The 19,313-nt window shown below is 53.0% G+C and carries 12 protein-coding genes; 5 read left to right on the top strand and 7 right to left on the bottom strand.

Annotated features, from left to right (window positions below; translation table 11 throughout):
• Positions 1 to 52: 52 nt before the first annotated feature.
• From DCC81_RS05130 to DCC81_RS05110, 5 genes are all read right to left on the bottom strand, one after another.
• Positions 53 to 2,581 carry a zinc-dependent metalloprotease gene (locus DCC81_RS05130; protein ID WP_108685505.1) on the bottom strand — a complete coding sequence of 843 codons (2,529 nt, stop codon included), beginning with the start codon at positions 2,579 to 2,581 and terminating at the stop codon, positions 53 to 55.
• A gap of 36 nt (positions 2,582 to 2,617) precedes the next feature.
• Positions 2,618 to 3,979 carry a RagB/SusD family nutrient uptake outer membrane protein gene (locus DCC81_RS05125; protein WP_108685504.1) on the bottom strand — a complete coding sequence of 454 codons (1,362 nt, stop codon included), beginning with the start codon at positions 3,977 to 3,979 and terminating at the stop codon, positions 2,618 to 2,620.
• A gap of 2 nt (positions 3,980 to 3,981) precedes the next feature.
• A complete protein-coding gene (locus DCC81_RS05120) occupies positions 3,982 to 7,563 on the bottom strand; it encodes a SusC/RagA family TonB-linked outer membrane protein (RefSeq protein WP_165806444.1) in 3,582 nt (1,193 codons plus the stop codon).
• 266 nt (positions 7,564 to 7,829) lie between these two features.
• Entirely contained in the window at positions 7,830 to 8,963 is a 1,134-nt protein-coding gene (locus DCC81_RS05115) for a FecR family protein (protein WP_108685502.1), read from the bottom strand.
• Positions 8,964 to 9,102: 139 nt separating this feature from the next.
• Complete coding sequence (locus tag DCC81_RS05110) at positions 9,103 to 9,693, bottom strand: RNA polymerase sigma factor (RefSeq protein ID WP_205686256.1); 591 nt, start codon at positions 9,691 to 9,693, stop codon at positions 9,103 to 9,105.
• A 125-nt stretch (positions 9,694 to 9,818) separates the two neighbouring features.
• Between DCC81_RS05110 and DCC81_RS05105 the strand changes: the two genes are divergently transcribed.
• A complete protein-coding gene (locus DCC81_RS05105; RefSeq protein WP_108686468.1) occupies positions 9,819 to 11,057 on the top strand; it encodes a cation:proton antiporter in 1,239 nt (412 codons plus the stop codon).
• A gap of 171 nt (positions 11,058 to 11,228) precedes the next feature.
• Here DCC81_RS05105 and DCC81_RS05100 read toward each other — a convergent pair whose 3' ends face one another.
• Positions 11,229 to 11,984: a geranylgeranylglyceryl/heptaprenylglyceryl phosphate synthase gene (locus DCC81_RS05100; RefSeq protein WP_240612901.1), complete on the bottom strand. Its 756-nt coding sequence runs from the start codon at positions 11,982 to 11,984 to the stop codon at positions 11,229 to 11,231.
• A gap of 411 nt (positions 11,985 to 12,395) precedes the next feature.
• On the opposite strand from DCC81_RS05100, the gene DCC81_RS05095 reads away from it, so the two are divergent.
• Together DCC81_RS05095 and aqpZ are read left to right on the top strand one after the other, a co-directional pair.
• A complete protein-coding gene (locus DCC81_RS05095) occupies positions 12,396 to 15,785 on the top strand; it encodes a vitamin B12-dependent ribonucleotide reductase (RefSeq protein WP_108685500.1) in 3,390 nt (1,129 codons plus the stop codon).
• 851 nt (positions 15,786 to 16,636) lie between these two features.
• Entirely contained in the window at positions 16,637 to 17,356 is a 720-nt protein-coding gene (gene aqpZ, locus DCC81_RS05090; protein ID WP_108685499.1) for an aquaporin Z, read from the top strand.
• 89 nt (positions 17,357 to 17,445) lie between these two features.
• Here aqpZ and DCC81_RS05085 read toward each other — a convergent pair whose 3' ends face one another.
• Positions 17,446 to 18,129, bottom strand: a complete 684-nt coding sequence (locus DCC81_RS05085; protein WP_165806443.1) for a Dph6-related ATP pyrophosphatase — start codon at positions 18,127 to 18,129, stop codon at positions 17,446 to 17,448.
• 107 nt (positions 18,130 to 18,236) lie between these two features.
• Between DCC81_RS05085 and DCC81_RS05080 the strand changes: the two genes are divergently transcribed.
• Complete coding sequence (locus DCC81_RS05080) at positions 18,237 to 18,743, top strand: hypothetical protein (protein ID WP_108685497.1); 507 nt, start codon at positions 18,237 to 18,239, stop codon at positions 18,741 to 18,743.
• A gap of 141 nt (positions 18,744 to 18,884) precedes the next feature.
• Positions 18,885 to 19,274, top strand: a complete 390-nt coding sequence (locus DCC81_RS05075) for a YcxB family protein (RefSeq protein WP_165806442.1) — start codon at positions 18,885 to 18,887, stop codon at positions 19,272 to 19,274.
• Positions 19,275 to 19,313 lie beyond the last annotated feature (39 nt).

The following is a 19,313-nucleotide window of genomic DNA, read 5'->3' as shown; positions in this document are numbered from 1 at the left end:
AGTTACGATCAACATTTAAAATACCAGGGTTACACAGGATAGCCTTTAACAACTATTTGATCGCAAACCCGCGGGTGATCTTGTCATCCAGGTCACGCAGGTGCGCTTTGGTCATTTTATCCAGGGCAGGATTTTTCAACTGCTGGCGGAACATGGCCTGCTCTGCTTTCAGCTCATCACGGATCATGATCTGGAAGTCTGAAAATGCAGGATGGTACGCGATAGGGCCCAGGATCTGGTACTGGTCATCCTTGGCAAAGGCCTGTTCCAACATGCGGAACACGAAGAACTTCTGCAGGTTGCGGCGGTATACGTCCACGTTCTTACCGGCATGTTCTTCCGCAAAGATCATCTTGTTCAGGTCTGCCAGGTATTCTGTAGCGCCATAGTTAGCCCGGTCCGCATATTCCGCTTCCATGAGGAGGCTGATCCTGTTGCGGCCCACCAGTGCATTGATCATCCCGGTCTGCATCTCTGTAAATTCAATCATGAAATTGAAGTTGGCAAAACGGGTGGCCATGCTCTTCTCATTCAGCCACAGCGGGGTGTTGAAGAATTGTTTGTTGATGAAGTCCAACGCTGCTTTCTGTTTGGCCCTGGGCACATATACATCCACGGGGCCCGGTTCTGCACCGATCTTCGGCGTGGAGTACACCCCCCCAACAATCTTCAGCACATGTCCCATGTACAACTGGTACTGTGACAGTACTGCGCTGTAGGGTTCTTTCACCTGTTCCGCATCGTCGGTAGAATCAACATCCCATGCGGCTATCTGCGTGATAATGCGCTGGAGGTTTTTAATACCGTAGCCGCTGGCCTTCACGGCATCATCGCCCAGGTCTTCATTCTGGTTACGGGGATCAAAGGGCGACAGCTCACTGCCAAAACGCAGGCGGGGGTTCTTCAGGCTATCCGTAACGATCTTCGTCAGCGTCCGCTGCTCATCTGCAGAAGACTTATACTCCGGGCGCCAGGTGTAGCCCCACTGGACGGCCCAGGTGTCATAATCATTGATGCGGGGGAAAAGGCCGGCCTCGCCGATATTGTCTTCCGGCTGCGCCACGTAGTTAAAGCGTGCATAGTCCATGATAGACGGCGTGTGGCCGTGGGCTTCCACCCATTTCTTATTACGCAGGCTGTCTACCGGCACGCTGGAAGATGCGCCAAAGTTGTGCATGAGGCCCAGCGTATGGCCTACTTCGTGGGATGATACAAAGCGGATCAGTTGCCCCATCAGTTCATCATCAAATTCTCTTTTACGGGCGCGGGAATCGGTGGTGCCGCATTGTACCTGGTACCAGTCGTGCAGCAATTTCATTACGTTGTGATACCAGAAGATGTGGCTCTCAATGATCTCACCGCTGCGGGGATCGGCCACATTGGGGCCCATTGCATTGGCAATCACAGACGGGCGGTACACGATGGCTGAGTGAGTGGCGTCATCAATGCTCCAGGTGCTGTCTTCCTGCGGGGATGGAGCTTCGCGGGCATAGATCGCGTTTTTGAAGCCTGCTTTTTCAAACGCCTTCTGCCAGTCATTCACACCCGCAATCAGGTAAGGTACCCACTTCTTGGGCGTGGTAGGATCGATATAAAATATAATGGGTTTCTGGGGCTCCACCAGCTCACCGCGCTTGTATTTTTCCACGTCTTCCGGCTTGGGCTCCAGCCGCCAGCGCACTGCATATACGATCTCTTTTACGCCTTGCGGGTTAGCATCAAAATCTTTGAAGCCCGTGGCAAAGTAACCTACGCGGTCGTCTCGCAGGCGGCCCTGCATGGGCTTTTCCGGCAGGAGCACAAAGGAGGCATTCAGCTCCAGGGAGTAGTAAGGATAAGCAGGATTGAGACCGGCGGAATATGTTTTCAGCGCACGCACTTCCAGGTTTTTGGAGAACGTGTGCACATATTTGATATAGCTGCGGTCTGCCAGCTGGCCGGCCACACCGGCGCGCTGCTTCAGTTTTTCATTGTGGAAGTACAGCACATCGTTATCGGCATTCAGCCAGTCTGTTACTTCAATTACGGCAGCGGAAGAATCTTTGTTGTACGCCACGATGGGGAATGCAGCCGCCAGGGGTTGCACATTGTTCTTCTGTACACCGGCAAACATGGCCTTGGTGCTGTCCCCACTGTATTCTGAAAACGACATGCGCTTCAGGTACAGTTTATTGCCCGGGCCTTTTTCAAAGCTGTACACGGCTTCGCCGATTTCATCGCCGGCCATGCCAAAGGAGCCGTTGCGCATATCCACGGAGGCTTTGGCAATACGGCTTACATTCAGCAGATCGCGGCCCATGATGGAGAAGGGTATCTCAAACCAGTACTTGTCTTCCTTTTTGTGCACGGTGATAAAACCTTTGGAAGTCTCTACGTCTTTGGTGATCACCTCTTCGTACTTCTTTAACTTGGTTTTATCATCCTTCTCCTTCTTGGCGGTGGTGGAGTCGGTAGCGCTCTTCTCGGCGGAAGGAGTGGCTTTGGCGTCGTGTTTTTTCTTACGCTGGGCTACTGAGGAACTGCCTGCGCCAATGGTGGCGCACAGCAGTACTACAGCAAAAAATGACATCTGTCGTTTCATGTTGTTGTTGTTGTTAAACGATAAGCGTTGTGGTGGTTACCGTGGGTTTTGCACGATTTCCGGGTTTTGTTGAATGACTTTGTTTGCGATGGGAAACACATAAGCATTGCTGTTCGGTTCCAGCGTGATGACCTGTCCTTTATAATGATGGGACACCGTAGTGGCCAGGCCGGCCTCCTTATTCAGGCGTTTCAGGTCATACCAGCGGAAATCACGGGCCATCAGTTCGCGGCGCCGCTCATTCAACACCGTTACCAGGACATTGCTGGTGGTAGCGGTGAGGGGCTGGTAATCTGCGGCTTTAAACCGGTGCTTACGCAGGGCGTTCAGTTGATCCAGCGCGGTATTCACGTCACCGGCACGGGCGGCTGTTTCCGCCTTGATCAGCATCATCTCCGCTACACTCGGGCCATTCGTAAAATAGTTGTCCAGCGCAACAAACGGGAAATAATAAAAGCGGCCGGTGAACTGGTAGCTACTTTTCGTATAATCCGCTGTAAACAGTTGGTAACGCAGATCCGTGGTATCAAAAAGTTGCAGCAGGGAGTTGCTCAAAGGTACTGTTGCCGTGCCACCGCTCTGCACCTTACTGAAGATCACTTCCGGGTTATAAAGGCGGTAAGGATAGGCAGCCAGGCTGGTCACGTAGTCTTCAAGGTTCAGCAGGGTGTTCTGGCGGGCCAGGGTGCTGTCTGCATATTTCGCGGCATCGGCGTACAAGCCTTGCTGCAGGCTGGCGCGGGCCAGGATGGCATATGCCGCAGCCTGTGAAGCCTGGTTGGTATAGGCGCCCTTGTTATCCAGGTCCGGTATGGCGGCCAGCAGGTCTTTCTTTACCTGGTCATACACCGCCTGCACGGGGAAACGCTGCAGGCTTTCATCCAGGTTTGGCGTAAATACCATCGGGATGCCGGGGTCCGTACCGGCCGTGCCGGCATCATACTGTTTGGCGTAAATGTTCACCAGGGTATAAAATGCGTATGCGCGGTGCACCAGGGCTTGTGCATAGATATTGTTTTTCTGCGCATCGGTGCCCCCATCGCTGGTTTTCACACCGGCAAGCAACAGGTTGCTGATGTATACCTGCTTGTACATTTTGTTCCAGTCCTGGTCATCCGCATCCACTACAATGCTTGGCGCCCAGGTATAGGCATTGGCCACATAGATGTTCAGGGTATTCTGGTAGCCGCCATCGGATACATCCACATCGTCGGTGCCCCACATGGGATAGCTCACCGTAAGGTCAATATCCGTATAGTTAGCCAGCATGGCCTGGTAATCACTGGTATTGTGCAGGGTCTTCAGGCCCACCTGTGGAATTTCCACGTATTTGCGGCAGCCTGCACCGACAGTGAGTAACAATGCAGCCGCACTTATATTGAGTAAGATCCTCTTCATGATCAGAAAGTAAGATTAATGTTAAGCGCATAATTTTTTACAGGAGGCCAGCCAGTGTAATTGCCGGAGTACATATAATCCGGGTCTACCCCAACTTTATTCTTCCTCCAGATAATACCCAGGTTGTCTGCAGAAGCACGGATGCTGGCGTTCTTGATCACGCGCAAGCGTTCCAGTACTTTGGAAGGCAGGCTGTAACCCAGGGAGACCAGTTGCAAGCGGATATGGCTGCCATCGATCACGTTCGCATCGGAATACTGGTAGCGTGAAATGCTTGTAAAATTGGAATACAGTATTCCCGGAATATTCGTGGTGGCTTCATCACCGGGCTTACGCCAGCGGTCCACCAGTTGTTTGCTGGTTTGCAGGAACCCGGATGCGTAACCGGGGCTGGGGTACAGTTGCGGGTTAATGCCCGTGCGGAGTACCTTGTAATCCAGGTTGTACATCACAGACGCCTGCAGCGTCCACAGCTTATAACGCAGGCTATTGGTAAACCCGCCGAAATAAGCAGGAGAAGTACGGCCCACATACTTAAGATCTTCCGGCTTCAGGGAGGTATTATCCTGGTAAGAAAGCACATTGTGCTGCGCGTCATAGATCTGGGTCTGCCCCTGGTCATCCAGGCCAGCAAAGCGGTACAGGAACAGGTTGTCCACCGGGTAACCCGTGATCACCACAGGGATGCCGCTGGAAGAAGTGATGGTCTTGGGAAAGCGGGTGTCCGTGATCTTGGTCGTGTTGTAGCTAAAGTTCAGGATGGAAGTCCAGGTCCAGTTCGAACTACGTATAGGTGTTACCGTTAATCCCAGCTCCACACCATGGCCCGTCATGTTGGCGGCGTTCACATCCCGTTGTGTGAAACCATAGGTGGGATTGATGGGCAGGGAAGTGATCATGTTATACGTCTTCTTATGGAATATATCTGCATTCACCCCTAAACGGCCCTTGAAGAGTGATGCATCGATACCAAAGTTCAGCGTGCGGGTGGTAGCCCAGGTCAGATCCGGGTTTGCGGGATTTACCAGCAATGCACCGGGAACAGGCTGTGTGGGCGGGTTAGGCGCTGTGATGTTAATGATGGCAAACGGGGAAGCCGTAGCAGGAATTGTACCACCTGTTCCAATAGACCCACGGATATCCAGGTTATCCAGCCAGTTCGCCATGCGCAGGAATTTTTCATCCTTTATGTTCCAGCGCAACCCGGTAGACCACAGTGGCGTAGCACGTTTGCGGCGTTCCACCCCCACCAGGTTATGATCGTCAAAACGCACGCTTCCGGTTACAAAGTACTTACCAAGGAACGCATAGGATGCATTGCTGAAGTAAGACAGGAAACGGTAACGGCCCACAGACAAGGATGTACTGGTAGAACCAATGGAAGTTGGATAGCCATAAATAGTGGTATAAGTGGCTGTAGGATTTACCGGTACGGAAGAATATGTATCCTCATCAAAACCGTAATGCGCCTGGGAATAGCCACTGGAAGTAGTTTGGCGGATCTCTGCGCCGCCTATCATATTCAGGTGATGCTTATTGGCATTCCAGCCCTTGTCCAGGTCAAACTGGCCGCGGATGGAATAATCATTATTTACCTGGTGGCCGGTATACAGCACCCCGCCATAAGGTACACCATAAGTAACACGGCCATTCTTGAAGGAAGTACCGGTGTTCACCAGGTTCAGGGTGTTATAGCTGTTCAGCTTCTGCAGGTTGCTCATGTCTGTCATGTTTCGCTGGTACATGCCCGAAGCAGAAACAGTCAGCCAATTGGTGATCTTGCCGCGGATCTGCTCTGTAAGGCGGGTAGCCGTAGTGCTGAAGTAATTACTGGATTGTAGTTCATTAAAGCTGTTATAATACCAGGGCAGGTAACCGAGCGTGGTAAGGCTGTCTATCACATGCGGTGTGAAAAGGACAGAACGGTTAATGGGATTGCCGTTATCATCCACTAGCATATCATACGGGCGCAAGCCATTCGCAGTGGAACTCAGTGCATCCTGCGCCGCACCATTCACCTGGCGGTCTGTATACTGCATGTTAAATCCGGTGGTAAAAGTAAGGCGGCGGTCCAAGAAATTATTGGTCAGGTTGCCGGCAATATTGTACGCGGTGCTGGTATTCTCTCGAAACACTGGTTTGTTGCTGGTATAGTTGCCGGAGATGTAGAACGTGCTGGCATCTGTGCCACCGGAGAGCGAAAGATTGTACTGCTGGGTGATGGCCTTCTGTAGCAGGTAACGCTGGATCTGGCCCAGGTTATTGCGGTTGGAAAGCTGTTCCAGGGTCTTGTCCAGTTCTGCCTGGGAGATCTTCCCAGACTGCTGTGCAAACATGGCGGTGATCGCGTCACTCACATTGGAGTAGCGGTAGTAAGTGGAGGGATCAGTCACGTAATAGCCGTTGTCCCAAAGCTCCTTTTCATAGTCCACATACTGGCGGCTGTTCATCATATCCACGTTTTTCATGTCCGGATTGCTGGCCACGGTCACCGTAGAATTGAGGTTGATTACTGTACGGCCACGGCGGCCTTTCTTGGTTTCGATCACGATCACACCGTTGGCAGCACGGTTGCCCCAGATAGAGGCTGCGGCAGCATCCTTCAGGAAAGTGATACTCTCAATATCATTCGGATTGAAAATGCTCAGGATGGTGTTATTATTCACCGGGATCTGTGATTTACCGCCTGGCACCGCGCTACCGGTGCTCTGGCTGCCAGGAAAGTTGGCCAGGTTCTGCTCCACCGCCGGAAAACCATCCACTACGATCAGCGGGGTAGCTCCCCCGGCAGAAAAATTGTTATCCCCCCGGATCTGGATCTTGTTGTTGGCCACGTCAAAGCGTACACCTGGCACGCCCCGGGTAGCCAGGATATCCGTGAGGTTCAGCGAAGGATTCTCCGCGATCTCGTTGGCCGTTACCACTGTGAATGCCCCGGTGGCCTTGGTACGGTCCAGCTTCTGGTAACCGGTATTCGGCATTACGTTTATCCCGGACAATTGGTTTTCTGCCAGGTAGACTGTAACGGTCACTTCCAGCGGTTCATTTTCCATTTTCACCCGTTTCTCCACCTTATTATAAGCCACGTGGGTAACGGTAATAATGTACTTGCCCGGCTTTAACTGGGAAAAGGTGAATGCGCCGTCCGTACTGGTCATGGTGGTTTGCCCGGAAGGCTGCAGGGTTACCGTAGCATGAGCAATGCCACGCCCCATATCATCCTGCACCCTGCCAATAATAGGCTGCGGGTATGCAACCGCCTGTTGCACATCATCCATCACCTGCACCATGGATCCCTTGCGGCTGATCACGATGGTCTTATCCTGGATGTCATACACCAGGGAAGTACCCTTCAATGCCTTACGGATAAAGGATTCCAGCGGTTCATTCGTTGCCTTGATGGCAATGGGATGCTGGTCCACAATGTTCTGATCATAGAAAACAACGTAGCCCGTCTGTTGCTTGATCACTTTAAAAATGTTTGGCAGCGATGTGCTCCCGGAGGCATAGGTGATCGTCTGCGAAAAGGACCTGGCGCTGATCTGAAGGCAGCATGCCAGCATGATAATGGTTGATAATTTCATAACACGAAGTGTTAGAATCCTTAACCGGTGGCGGGGGCAGGCAGTGGTGGGCCCTGCATCCCGGCTATGCACCCCTACAGGCATAGCAATAACATTCCGGTTACAAAAAATGTCAAAAAGCATACTTTTGTACTGGTTTTTGGTTGATAATAAATAATTGTCTGAGCAGACGTTGTTTATGCACCGGCCTTTAAACTGATAGCCGTTCTACCTTCCCCGTAGAGCGGTTTTTGTTTTATTGCCGGTGTTCCTTCTTTCTTAATGTGCTAATCTGGTAATACGATCAATTTTCTTCCTTCTATTTTATAGTTGATCCCTACTTTCTCTAACACCACCAGTACCTGCTGCAATTGCAGGCCCCGCTGGACCTCGCCCCCGAAGCGGCGTTGCGGTATTGCACCCGCATACACTACTTCTATATCATACCAGCGGGAGAGCTGGCGCATCACCCCTGGCACATCTACCCCTTCAAAATTGAAGACGCCATTTTTCCAGGCAGTGATCTGCTCTACATCCACGCCAGGCAGCACATCCAGGTGGCCATCCGCCACGCGGGCCTGCTGGCCGGGCTGCAGCACCACGGCACTTGCAGCGCCCAGGTGCACATTTACTTTTCCCTGCACCAGTGTGGTATTGATAGACGGTTCGTCCGTATAGGCATTCACGTTAAACTCCGTACCCAGTACATCTATCGCCAGGCCATTATTTACCCGCACCTGGAAAGGCCGGGCGGCATCTTTGGCCACTGCGAAGTACACTTCGCCCTGTACGGCCACCAGGCGCTGGTTACCTGAAAATGCCGTGGGATAGGTAAGGGATGAATTGGCATTCAGCCACGCTTCTGTGCCATCCGGCAGTGTTACGCGGAACTGGCCGCCACGGGGCGTTGTAAGCGTGTTTTGCTGGGGTGTGCCGGCATTGCCTGCATACAGCAATTGGCCTCCCTGCTGGCTTACACTGGCGCCTATCTGTTGGTGCCCGGTGCTGTCCAGTGCAATGGTTTGTCCATTGCCCAGGGTCAATACCGCCCTGCTCGAACCGGGTTTGATCACCGCGGCCTGTTGTACATAGGGGGGCGTATTGCGCGCAGCGTGCCACCAGAAACCGGCCGCTACGATGCCTGCCACCGTGGCGGCGGCGGCCCAGCGCGCCACCGGTGCCAGGCGGAATGCCTTGCGCTGTGGTGCGCCCAGGATGGCCTTCAGCATGGGCGCGCCGGTAGCGGCGGTGTACTGTACATCCGACACGGACAAGGACTCCCAGTGCTGCTGCAGCAGGCTATCCAGGCTGGCGGTTTCCGGCTGTTGCGCCACATAGTCCATCAACTCCATCTCCTCGGCGGGTGTAGCTTGCTGCTGATAGTAGCGGTCCAGTAAATATTGTAAACGCGTGGTGGTCATAAAGGCGATAGGTAAATGGATGAAGGGTGTTGTGCTTATAAGACAAAGCGCACCTTCAAAAAGTAGATATGGAGGCCCGGAAATTTTTAAAGTTTTTTTACACGGGAAGGCAAGGACCGGAAAAGGCCGGGGATGAAGGTTAGCGGCGCATGCACAGTAGCAGCACCAGGGGAAGGCTTACGAGGTGCTTGTCCCGGATGTAGGCGCTTACAGAGAGCACCGCCAGCTGCATGTATTTTTTTACCGTGGCCACGGTGAGCCCCATGCGCTCCGCTATTTCCGCCTGGCGGAGGCGCTCCTGCCGCCCCAGGCGGTACACCTGCTGCTGCTGTGGGGGCAGCTGGCGGATGGCTTCGTCAATAAGGGAATAGAGCTGCGGAAGGTGGTCGGGGCTTTCTGTTTCTGCAAAGGATTGCGTGTAGGCAGCCCGGTTGCTGCGCTCCCGGGCCATCTTTTGCAAGGCGTTCAGGGCGCGGTTCCTGGCTATCACCCAGAGATAAGGACGGAAGGCAGCAATGCCGGTGAGGCTTTCACGGCTCATCCATATTTTAAAAAATACGTCCTGTACAATTTCTTCTGTATCCTCGGCAGAACGGGTAATGCGGAAAATATGGGTGGAGAGCAGGGGATAATAGTGGTGGAATAATTGCGTGAAGGCAGCTTCGTCTCCTGCCGCTACCCGCGACAGCAGGTCTTGTTCCCCAGACTGGTCCACTGCATGCAAATTCACTATAACGACCGATTTACCCGTTAAAAATAATAAAAAAGGAATGATCGGTTCCGGAAATTATACGGCGGTGCGTGTAAATTTGCGCTGCTTTCGTTATGTTTATCGCGTTCACTCAAAACGGAGACATGGATACATTCGCCCTTCTTACGGCATTAGTGACGCTCAGTGCCATTGCCTCTTTTGTAAATAACCGCGTGCTTAAGCTGCCGGGCACCATCGGCGTAATGGTGGTGGCTATTGTGCTGTCTGTGGTTATTTCCCTCACTGGTAAAATATTCCCGGGCGCATTTGCCTTCATCAAAGCACTCACCGCCAGTATCGATTTTTCACATACCCTGCTGGATATTATGCTGGCCTTCCTGCTGTTTGCCAGCGCCCTGCATTTTGATTACCCTGCACTCAAACAGCAGATAAAACCGGTGATGCTGCTCAGCACCTTTGGGGTGGTGGGCTCTACCCTGCTCTTTGGCTGGTTCCTCCGTTTTGCCACCATTGCACTGGATATTGAGCTGCCCCTCATGTACTGCTTTTTGTTCGGGGCCCTCATTTCCCCTACGGACCCGGTAGCAGTGCTCTCTATCTTAAAGAAATCCAAAGTGCCGGCCAGCCTGGAAACCATCATTGGCGGGGAGTCCCTGCTCAATGACGGCGCAGGCCTTTTGCTCTTCGTGATCCTCAAGGAAATAGCCGATGAATCCGTGGCCAATCCTACCCTACTGGAGGGTTTCACCATCTTTGCACAGGAAGTGTTTGGCGGCGTGGCCCTGGGCGCATTTTCCGCCTTTATGGCCTACAAGACCATGAAAAAGGTGGATGACTTCCAGACAGTGGTGCTGGTAACGCTTTCCATGGTCATGATCATTTCTGTTGCAGGGGGCCTGCTCCATGTATCCATTCCCCTGGCGGCCGTAGCGGCGGGCCTTATCCTGGGCAATACCACCCTGGGTGATAAGCGGGAACAGGAGTTGCAGGGCTACCTGCAGCGCGTCTGGAAGCTGATAGATGAAATGCTGAACACCATCCTCTTTGTGCTGCTTGGACTGCAGATCGTGGTAATGCCTTTTATCCAGAACTACTGGGTGCTGGGCGCGGCAGCCATTGTAGCCATCCTGTTTGCCCGCTGGCTCAGCATCCTGCTGCCTGCCATCGTGTTCAAGAAATTTGTGCACACCAATGTGCGCAACGTGACCATCCTGGCCTGGGCCGGCCTGCGTGGCGGTATCTCCGTGGCGCTGGCGCTCTCCCTGCCGCCGTCACCTTACCGGGAGCTTATTATCTCCGGCAGTTATTGTATCCTCCTGTTCTCCGTGATTGTGCAGGGGCTTACACTGAACCGGGTAGCAAATGCGCTGATGCGGGTGTAAAAGCTCATTCAACTGGCCTTATCTGTTAAAAGCAACATCCCGCCCTGCCATGCAAGACGGGATGTTGCGACCCCAAAATGCCTCCCACCTGGTGTAAAAAAAAATCCCGGCCGCATCCTGCAACCGGGAATATCTTAAACCCTGCCCCTTTCCGGGGACAACGCTGTTATTTTATTTCACTCCTACCTTGGAAGTATGCACTGCATTGGCAATTTCCTTGATCAGGGACGCATCTTTCTCGATCGCATTTCCCACCACGATCACATCCGCACCAGCCTTGCAGTTCAGGTACGCCTTTTCCGGGTCCTTAATACCGCCACCCACGATCACGGGGATGCCCACATGGCTGCTCACCCGCTGTATCATGCTTTCGGGAATGGGCTTCCGCGCACCACTGCCCGCATCCATATAGATCAGCTTCAGCCCCAGCATCTCACCGGCCAAAGCAGTACATAAAGCAATATCATCCTTGTCTGCCGGGATAGGCGCAGTATTACTGATATAGGACACCGTAGTAGGCGCCCCGCCATCAACTACCATGTAACCGGTGGACATTACTTCCAACCCGCTTTTCTTCACCGCGGCAGCACTCACTACGTGCTGGCCAATGAGCAGCTCGGGGTTGCGGCCGGAGATCAGTGATAAATATAAAAGGGCATCCGCGTAGCGTGACACCTGGGAAGGACTGCCGGGAAACAATACCACCGGGATATCGCAGTGGGCCTTCAATTGCTGTATCACCTCGTCCAGGTGCTCGGTAACCACCAGGCTGCCTCCCAGGTACAAATAATCCACTTTCGCGTCCACGCACTTTGTGGCCAGGGCACCCACACTCTGCGGTGTTACCTTGTCCGGGTCTATAAGCACCGCAAAGGCTTTCGCCCCTTTGGCTTTCTTTTCTACGAACGAGTTGTAAACTTTTTGCATTAAAATGGACATTGTTCCGGTTGAGACAAATGTATTGATTTTTTGTTAAATAGCTAGTTGCCTGATAAATACAGCGGTGCAGGCCTGCTTTCCTTCTCCAGATTTAGATTTGATTGCCAGCGGCTTGTATAGCCTGCTGCTACGATATAAACCCACCGGTTTCGTAATTGTTCGGCATCACAGGGCTCCCGCATTTTCCCGTCAAATGTAATGCCGGGCTTTTAAAAATCCTTCTTTCCGCACGTTTTTTGAAGTTTAAACCCAGTCTTATGCACACCCTGTGCTTATGCACAGCCTGTGGATAAGAAAAAGGAATATGCCACTATTTCTAATTTAACTTTAAAATCACCTCAAGTGACCAGTCCTTTAGACACCATACTCTTTAATACACCTCATTATAAATCCTTCGTCATGGGCAGTAAAAGCAATACCAAAGCCGGTTCCGGGCTTACCTTTTCCCGGCACTTTACCAATGACCGTCAAGGTCCGTTTGACCAATTCGAGTACGAGCTACGCACCTCGGTGATCCGCAATCCCAGCGGCGACACCGTTTTTGAAATGAACAATGTGGAAGTGCCCAAAGGATGGTCGCAGATCGCGACGGACATCCTGGCCCAGAAATATTTCCGCCGCGCAGGCGTGCCCCAGCCGGATGGTAGCCTGGGCCGTGAAACCTCGGTAAAACAGGTGGTACACCGCATGGCCAACTGCTGGAAGGTCTGGGGCGAACGCTACCATTACTTTGCTTCCGCCACCGATGCCCAGGTGTTTTACGACGAGCTGGTGTACTGCATGCTGAACCAGGCCTGCGTGCCCAACTCACCGCAGTGGTTCAATACCGGCCTGCATGAAAGCTACGGCATCACCGGCCAGCCGCAGGGCCATTATTATGTAGACCAAAACACCGGCAAGCTGGAAAAATCTACCTCTGCCTACGAACGTCCCCAGCCCCATGCCTGCTTCATCCTCAGCGTAAAGGATGACCTGGTGAACGAAGGCGGTATCATGGACCTCTGGACCCGCGAAGCCCGCATCTTTAAATACGGCTCCGGCGTGGGTACTAACTTCTCCCAGATCCGGGGCGAAGGGGAGAAACTGGCCGGGGGCGGCACTTCCAGCGGGTTAATGAGCTTCCTGAAAATAGGCGACCGCGCCGCAGGCGCCATTAAATCCGGTGGCACTACCCGCCGCGCCGCCAAGATGGTGTGCCTGGACCTGGACCACCCGGAGATCCTGGACTTCATTAACTGGAAAGTAGAAGAAGAAAAAAAAGTAGGCGCCCTTATTGCCGCCGGTTATTCTTCTGATTATGAAGGAGAAGCCTACCGCACCGTATCCGGTCAGAACTCCAATAACTCTGTACGCATTCCCAACAGCTTTTTCCGTAAACTGGAAGCGGGAGACGACTGGGAGCTGAAAGCCCGTACCACCGGCAAAACCATGAAAACAGTGAAGGCGGCGGACATGTGGAACCAGATTGCTTACGCCGCCTGGCGCTGCGCCGATCCGGGTACCCAGTACGATACCACCATCAATGAGTGGCATACCTGCCCGGAAGGAGGGCCCATCCGCGCCTCCAACCCCTGTTCTGAATACATGTTCCTCGACAACACCGCATGCAACCTGGCCTCTGTGAACCTGCGCCGCTTTTACGAGGAAAACAACAACACTTTTGATGTAGGTGGCTTTGAATACACGGTGCGCCTGTGGACCGTAGTGCTGGAAATATCCGTGCTCATGGCCCAGTTTCCCTCGCCGGAAGTAGCCCAGCTGAGCTACGATTACCGCACCCTGGGCCTCGGCTATGCAAACCTGGGCTCCATGCTCATGGTAAGCGGCATCCCGTACGACAGTGAGGCTGCCCGCGGCATAGCCGGCGCCATCACCGCCATCATGACCGGCGTTGCTTACAAAACCTCCGCGGAAATGGCCGCCCACCTGGGCGCTTTCCCGGAATACGAGGCCAACAAAGCCCACATGCTCCGCGTGATGCGCAACCACCGCGCCGCTGCCTATGATGCTGCAGATGCCTATGAAGGCCTGGAGATAAAACCCCTCGGCATCAATGCCCGCTACTGCCCCGATTACCTGCTGAAAGCCGCCACCAAGGCCTGGGACGAGGCCGTGAAGCAAGGAGAACTGCATGGATACCGCAATGCACAAACCACGGTGATTGCACCCACCGGCACCATAGGCCTGGTGATGGATTGTGATACCACTGGCGTAGAGCCGGACTTTGCCCTGGTGAAGTTCAAAAAACTGAGCGGTGGTGGCTATTTTAAGATCATTAACCAAAGCATTCCCACGGCGCTGAACAACCTGGGTTACCGCCCGCATGAGATCCGCGCCATCGTGGATTATGCAAAGGGTACGGGCAATTTTGCCGGCGCGCCTTACATTAACCACCAGACCCTGAGTGAAAAAGGGTTCCTGGGTGAGGAGCTGAAGAAACTGGATGCCGCAGCCGTATCCACGTTTGATATTTCTTTCATCTTCAACGTGTACACCCTGGGTGAAGAATGCCTGCAGCGGCTGGGCTTTACACCGGAACAGTACTTTAATATGGATTTCAGCCTGCTGGAAGCACTGGGCTTTACGGAAGAACAGGTAGAAGCGGCCAACGCTTTTGTATGCGGCACCATGACCGTGGAAGGCGCGCCCTTCCTGCGCGAAGAGCACCTGCCGGTGTTTGACTGCGCTAATAAATGCGGGAAGATAGGCCAGCGTTACATCCACGCCCATGGCCACATCCGCATGATGGCGGCCGCCCAGCCCTTTATTTCCGGGGCTATCTCCAAGACCATCAACCTGCCTCACGAGGCCACCATTGAAGAAATTGCTGATTCCTATATGCTTAGCTGGCAGCTGGGCCTCAAAGCCTGCGCCCTTTACCGCGATGGGTCCAAAATGAGCCAGCCCCTGAGCAATAAGTCTGACAAAAAGAAAAAGGCAGATGCAGCAGCCACCGAAGAGGCCCCTGCGGCAGCCGTAGCCCTGCACGATCTCACCATTGATGACCTGCTGGGCGAAGTGCAAAAACGCCTCATGGCCAGCGAGGACACTACACTGAAACGCCAGTTATCCCGCATCGTGGAGCGCAAATCGCTCCCGGCCAAGCGCCGCGGCTTTACCCAGAAAGCCAAAGTGGGCGGGCAGGCCATCTTCCTGCGCACCGGGGAGTATAATGATGGCACCCTGGGCGAGATCTTCATAGACCTGGCCAAGGAAGGCTCTACCCTGCGCAGCCTCATGAACTGCTTTGCCATAGCGGTCTCCGTAGGCCTGCAATATGGCGTGCCGCTCGAAGAGTTTGTGGACAAGTTCGTTTTCACCCGCTTTGAACCCGCAGGCATGGTAGACCACCCCAATATCCGGTCTGCCACCTCCCTCATTGATTATATCTTCCGCGTGCTGGGCTACGAATACCTGGACCGCCAGGACCTGGTGCATGTGCTCCCGGAAGTGGAAGATGAGGTAGACCCAGAGCTCTCTAACGTGCGGGTGACGATGGTAAACCTTGCCACCGGCGCCATAACGCCAGGCGGTGCCCCCGCCGGCATTAACACAGCCTCCGGCCCCCAGGCTACCCCACATACCGGCACGCACGCCCACAACGCCGCCCAGCCTGCGCTGAAAACCACCACCAGTCATGGCCACACCCATACAGAAACGCATACACAAGACTATCTCCGCAGTATGCAAAGTGATGCCCCGGCCTGCAATACCTGTGGGCACATCACCGTGCGCTCCGGCACCTGTTATAAATGCCTGAACTGTGGCAATAGCATGGGATGTAGTTAAGTTACTACTAAATAAAAAGGCCGTTTTCTACCCAGGAAACGGCCTTTTTTATTTTTGGCATGCTTAAGTAACGCAGTAGTAAACCGGCTACAAACGGGGGTAGAAAACAGGTGATTGGTTGTTAACCGGTTGCCTTCACAGTTTGTTAACAGCATTTACAAGCTTCCACTAACTATTTGACAATAAACAATTTGAGATTGAAATTTGTTAACGATTTGTTATTCGGGACCGAAAATTTCCACCAGACAAAACATGCACTTACATTTGTATTCAAATAGGGTTTTCATAGGATAGTAACAAATTGAGGGCGCCTTTCCAGGTGCCCTTACTCTTTTAGCCCGCACTACACTTTCCCCTTTTTTCATTTCCTACTTTATTGGTGTTCAAAAGCTTCTTCAACGATTGTTAATCGTTTGTTAACAGAACCTTTTGTTTCTTCTCTTCCATATTGCATTTCATCATAAATTTTATTTTTCATCTAATTATTGCACCCTTTCATTGAAGAATGAACATATTATCTATATTTGAACTGTATTAATTTTTATGGTTACTGTCCTATGAAAAACCAAATATCCTACACCGCATGATTCTTCATGCATGTAAATGACTCTCGAAAGCAATGGCTAGTCCATTGCTTTTGTTTTTGGGGGAAGGCTGGCGCCTGGAGGAGATACCGTTGTTTCCGGGAAGGCGTAACCGTCGCTTGAACAGGCTGTTCCTCCTGGAAAAAGTAGCTACCTGAGCAGGCAGTTGTTTTCAGGAAAATACAGCCGCCGGCCAGGCTGCGAACAATTCGTATGTAACAATTGTTTACCTTTCACTAACTCATTCACCCCTAAACCACATCCTTTATGAGAAATTACCTGGCAGAATTCTTTGGTACTTTTTGGCTGGTATTTGGCGGTTGCGGCAGCGCCCTTTTTGCCGCGGGCATCCCGGGCCTTGGCATTGGCTATGCCGGCGTGGCCCTCGCTTTTGGCCTCACGGTGGTCACCATGGCCTACGGTGTAGGACATATCTCCGGCGGGCACTTTAACCCTGCGGTTTCCATCGGGCTGGCGGCAGCAGGCCGTTTTCCGGGCAACCAGGTGCTCCCTTATATTATTTCGCAGCTGGTAGGGGCTGTGCTGGCAGCAGCGGTGCTGTATGTGATCGTTACCCACAATGTCACGCCCTTTGTGATAGACAACACCAAGCCAGGCGCATTTGCAGCCAATGGTTACGGCGACCTGTCGCCCCACGGCTATTCCCTGGTGGCAGCTTTCATTGCAGAATTTGTGCTCACCTGCTTTTTCCTGCTGGTGATCTGCGGCGCGTCAGACAAGTTTGCAAGCAAGGAACTCACAGGACTGGCCATAGGCCTGTGTTTAACCCTCATTCACCTGATCAGCATTCCCATTACCAATACTTCTGTGAACCCCGCACGGTCTACTTCCCAGGCATTGTTTGCCGGGGGCGGCTTCCTTCCGCAGTTATGGCTGTTCTGGGTGGCGCCTATTGCCGGTGCTTTGGTGGGAGGTTTGTTATATAAACATTTGCTCCAGTTGTCGGATAAGGGACAGGCTAATTAAAAACAGCTTACCGCACATCGGATAAAGTAACAACCCACCGGGCAATAACAATATGCCTGGTGGGTTTTCTTTTGCCTGTTAGCCGGAGATCATTCCCCCAGCAGCAACTCCCTGAAAAAGAACCGGTGTTGTTCTCCATAGCTCCGCTCCTCTACCTGGCCCACCCGGTAAGGCACCGGGCTGGAAAACAACGGCCCATCCACTACGAAAGAATGAAACTCCCCATTCTCCCCGCAAGGATCCACTCCCTCCGGAAGATCGGCCAGGAACGCGGCATCTATGACCCGGCCGGTGAAGTGGGCGGGGAGAAGGTCCGCATTCACACACACCACTACCGCCTTAAACCCATCCGCGATCATGGCCTCCACCAGGGCACGGCTATCCCGCTTCCAGAGCGGGAACACGCCTTCCATACCCACCTGCTCCAGCTGGCGCTCCCGGTATTGCTTCAGGTCTTCCAGGAAAATATCGCCAAAGATGGACGTGCTGATGCCCTGGTCCCGCATGAATGCCATCTCCTGCCCCATGATCGCGTTGTAATCTTCCAGGCCGGCCTGCTCCGGCAGCCAGGCCTTGCGCAGGGGAATGCCTACCCGTGCGGCCTGGGCGTCCAGCAGGGCTTCAGACAGGCCGTGCATGGACACCCGCCGGTAGGCAGCGCTCAACGTGGTAAAGAGGAAATCCACCTGGTGGCTGCCCGCCTGCAATACCTGCCAGAGGGCATAGGCGGCATCCTTGCCACTGCTCCAGTTCATCAGGGCTTTTTTCTTCATGTGGGTAATGATAACACTATTTAACATTAAAGCCCGGTTCGCCGGTCAAGAAATTGTTAATTGTAAAATTATATTTTGTAATTTTAGTCGGCAAAATCTAATCTCCCATGAAACATTTGTTGGCCATACTGTTGTTCCTGTCCGCACTCGTGGGCACGGCTGCGGCTAAGGGCATTGCCCCGGGCGACAACAATGAAGATCATGGAAATCCGAAGGCTACCGCCGCCAAGCCCACGCCCCGCGTGGAGGACTTGCTCTGGATACTGCCCACCGCCGGTGTGGTAACCCATGAGGCCCCCCAGACCCGGCTGGACCAGCAGGAGTTTGAACAGGCCGTGGTAGACCTTTATAAATGGTACCTCCAGGCCAATAAGAACGGCACCAATGCCCAAACCCTGAACGCCTGCGGCAAGGAACTGATGTTCCACTTCAAAGTAGATCCTAAAATCCTCCAGCAATACCTCCAGTTCATCAAAAACAACTTCCCCGGCCTTAGCGAGGAAGACCTGATAAACGGTAAGAAAAACACCGCTGCCAACAGTCACAGGAAATTTGCGCCCGTATCCACCCGGGACGACATCGAAAGCCCGATGTCCTTTTCGCTCACCAAATAAGCTGTATTGCGCGTACAGAATGGAGTTGCCATGCATCTGGAGTTTAATTACAAAAAGAATGAGGTGCTGAATGCCTTACGGTATCACTTTTTGCACCGCGGAGAAGTTCGCGTTTTCCAAGTTACCTTACTCATATTCATATTGTTCACCATCGCAGGATACCTGTTCCATGTGGTGAACCGTGGCGCCCTGGCCGGCGTTACGGGCATGACCATCCTCATTGTATGGAGCTTCTGGTACCTGCTGCCTGTATCCACTTACAACAAGGCCGCTACTTTCCAGGACAACATCCGCCTCCGTGTAAACGAGGAAGGCATGACCATCACCACCAGCGAGGGCGGCGACCGCTCCGTAGGCTGGCAGCGCTTTTCCCAGGTGGTGGAAACCCAAAAGTTCATTTACCTCTACCGCGATAAGAAATCCTTTTTCCTCATCCCGCTCAGCGCCTTTCAAACACCGGAGTCCCGGGCGGATTTCATGGACCTGCTGCAGCGTCACTTCCCGGGGAAGTATATCATTGACGGTAAATAAGCTCTTTCCTGTTTCCATCCTGTTAAGTTTGTCATACCG

This window comes from Chitinophaga parva (assembly GCF_003071345.1).
Lineage (GTDB): Bacteria > Bacteroidota > Bacteroidia > Chitinophagales > Chitinophagaceae > Chitinophaga > Chitinophaga parva.
Note: the sequence above shows the minus strand (reverse complement) of the source record. Positions and strands in the feature narration are given on the sequence as shown.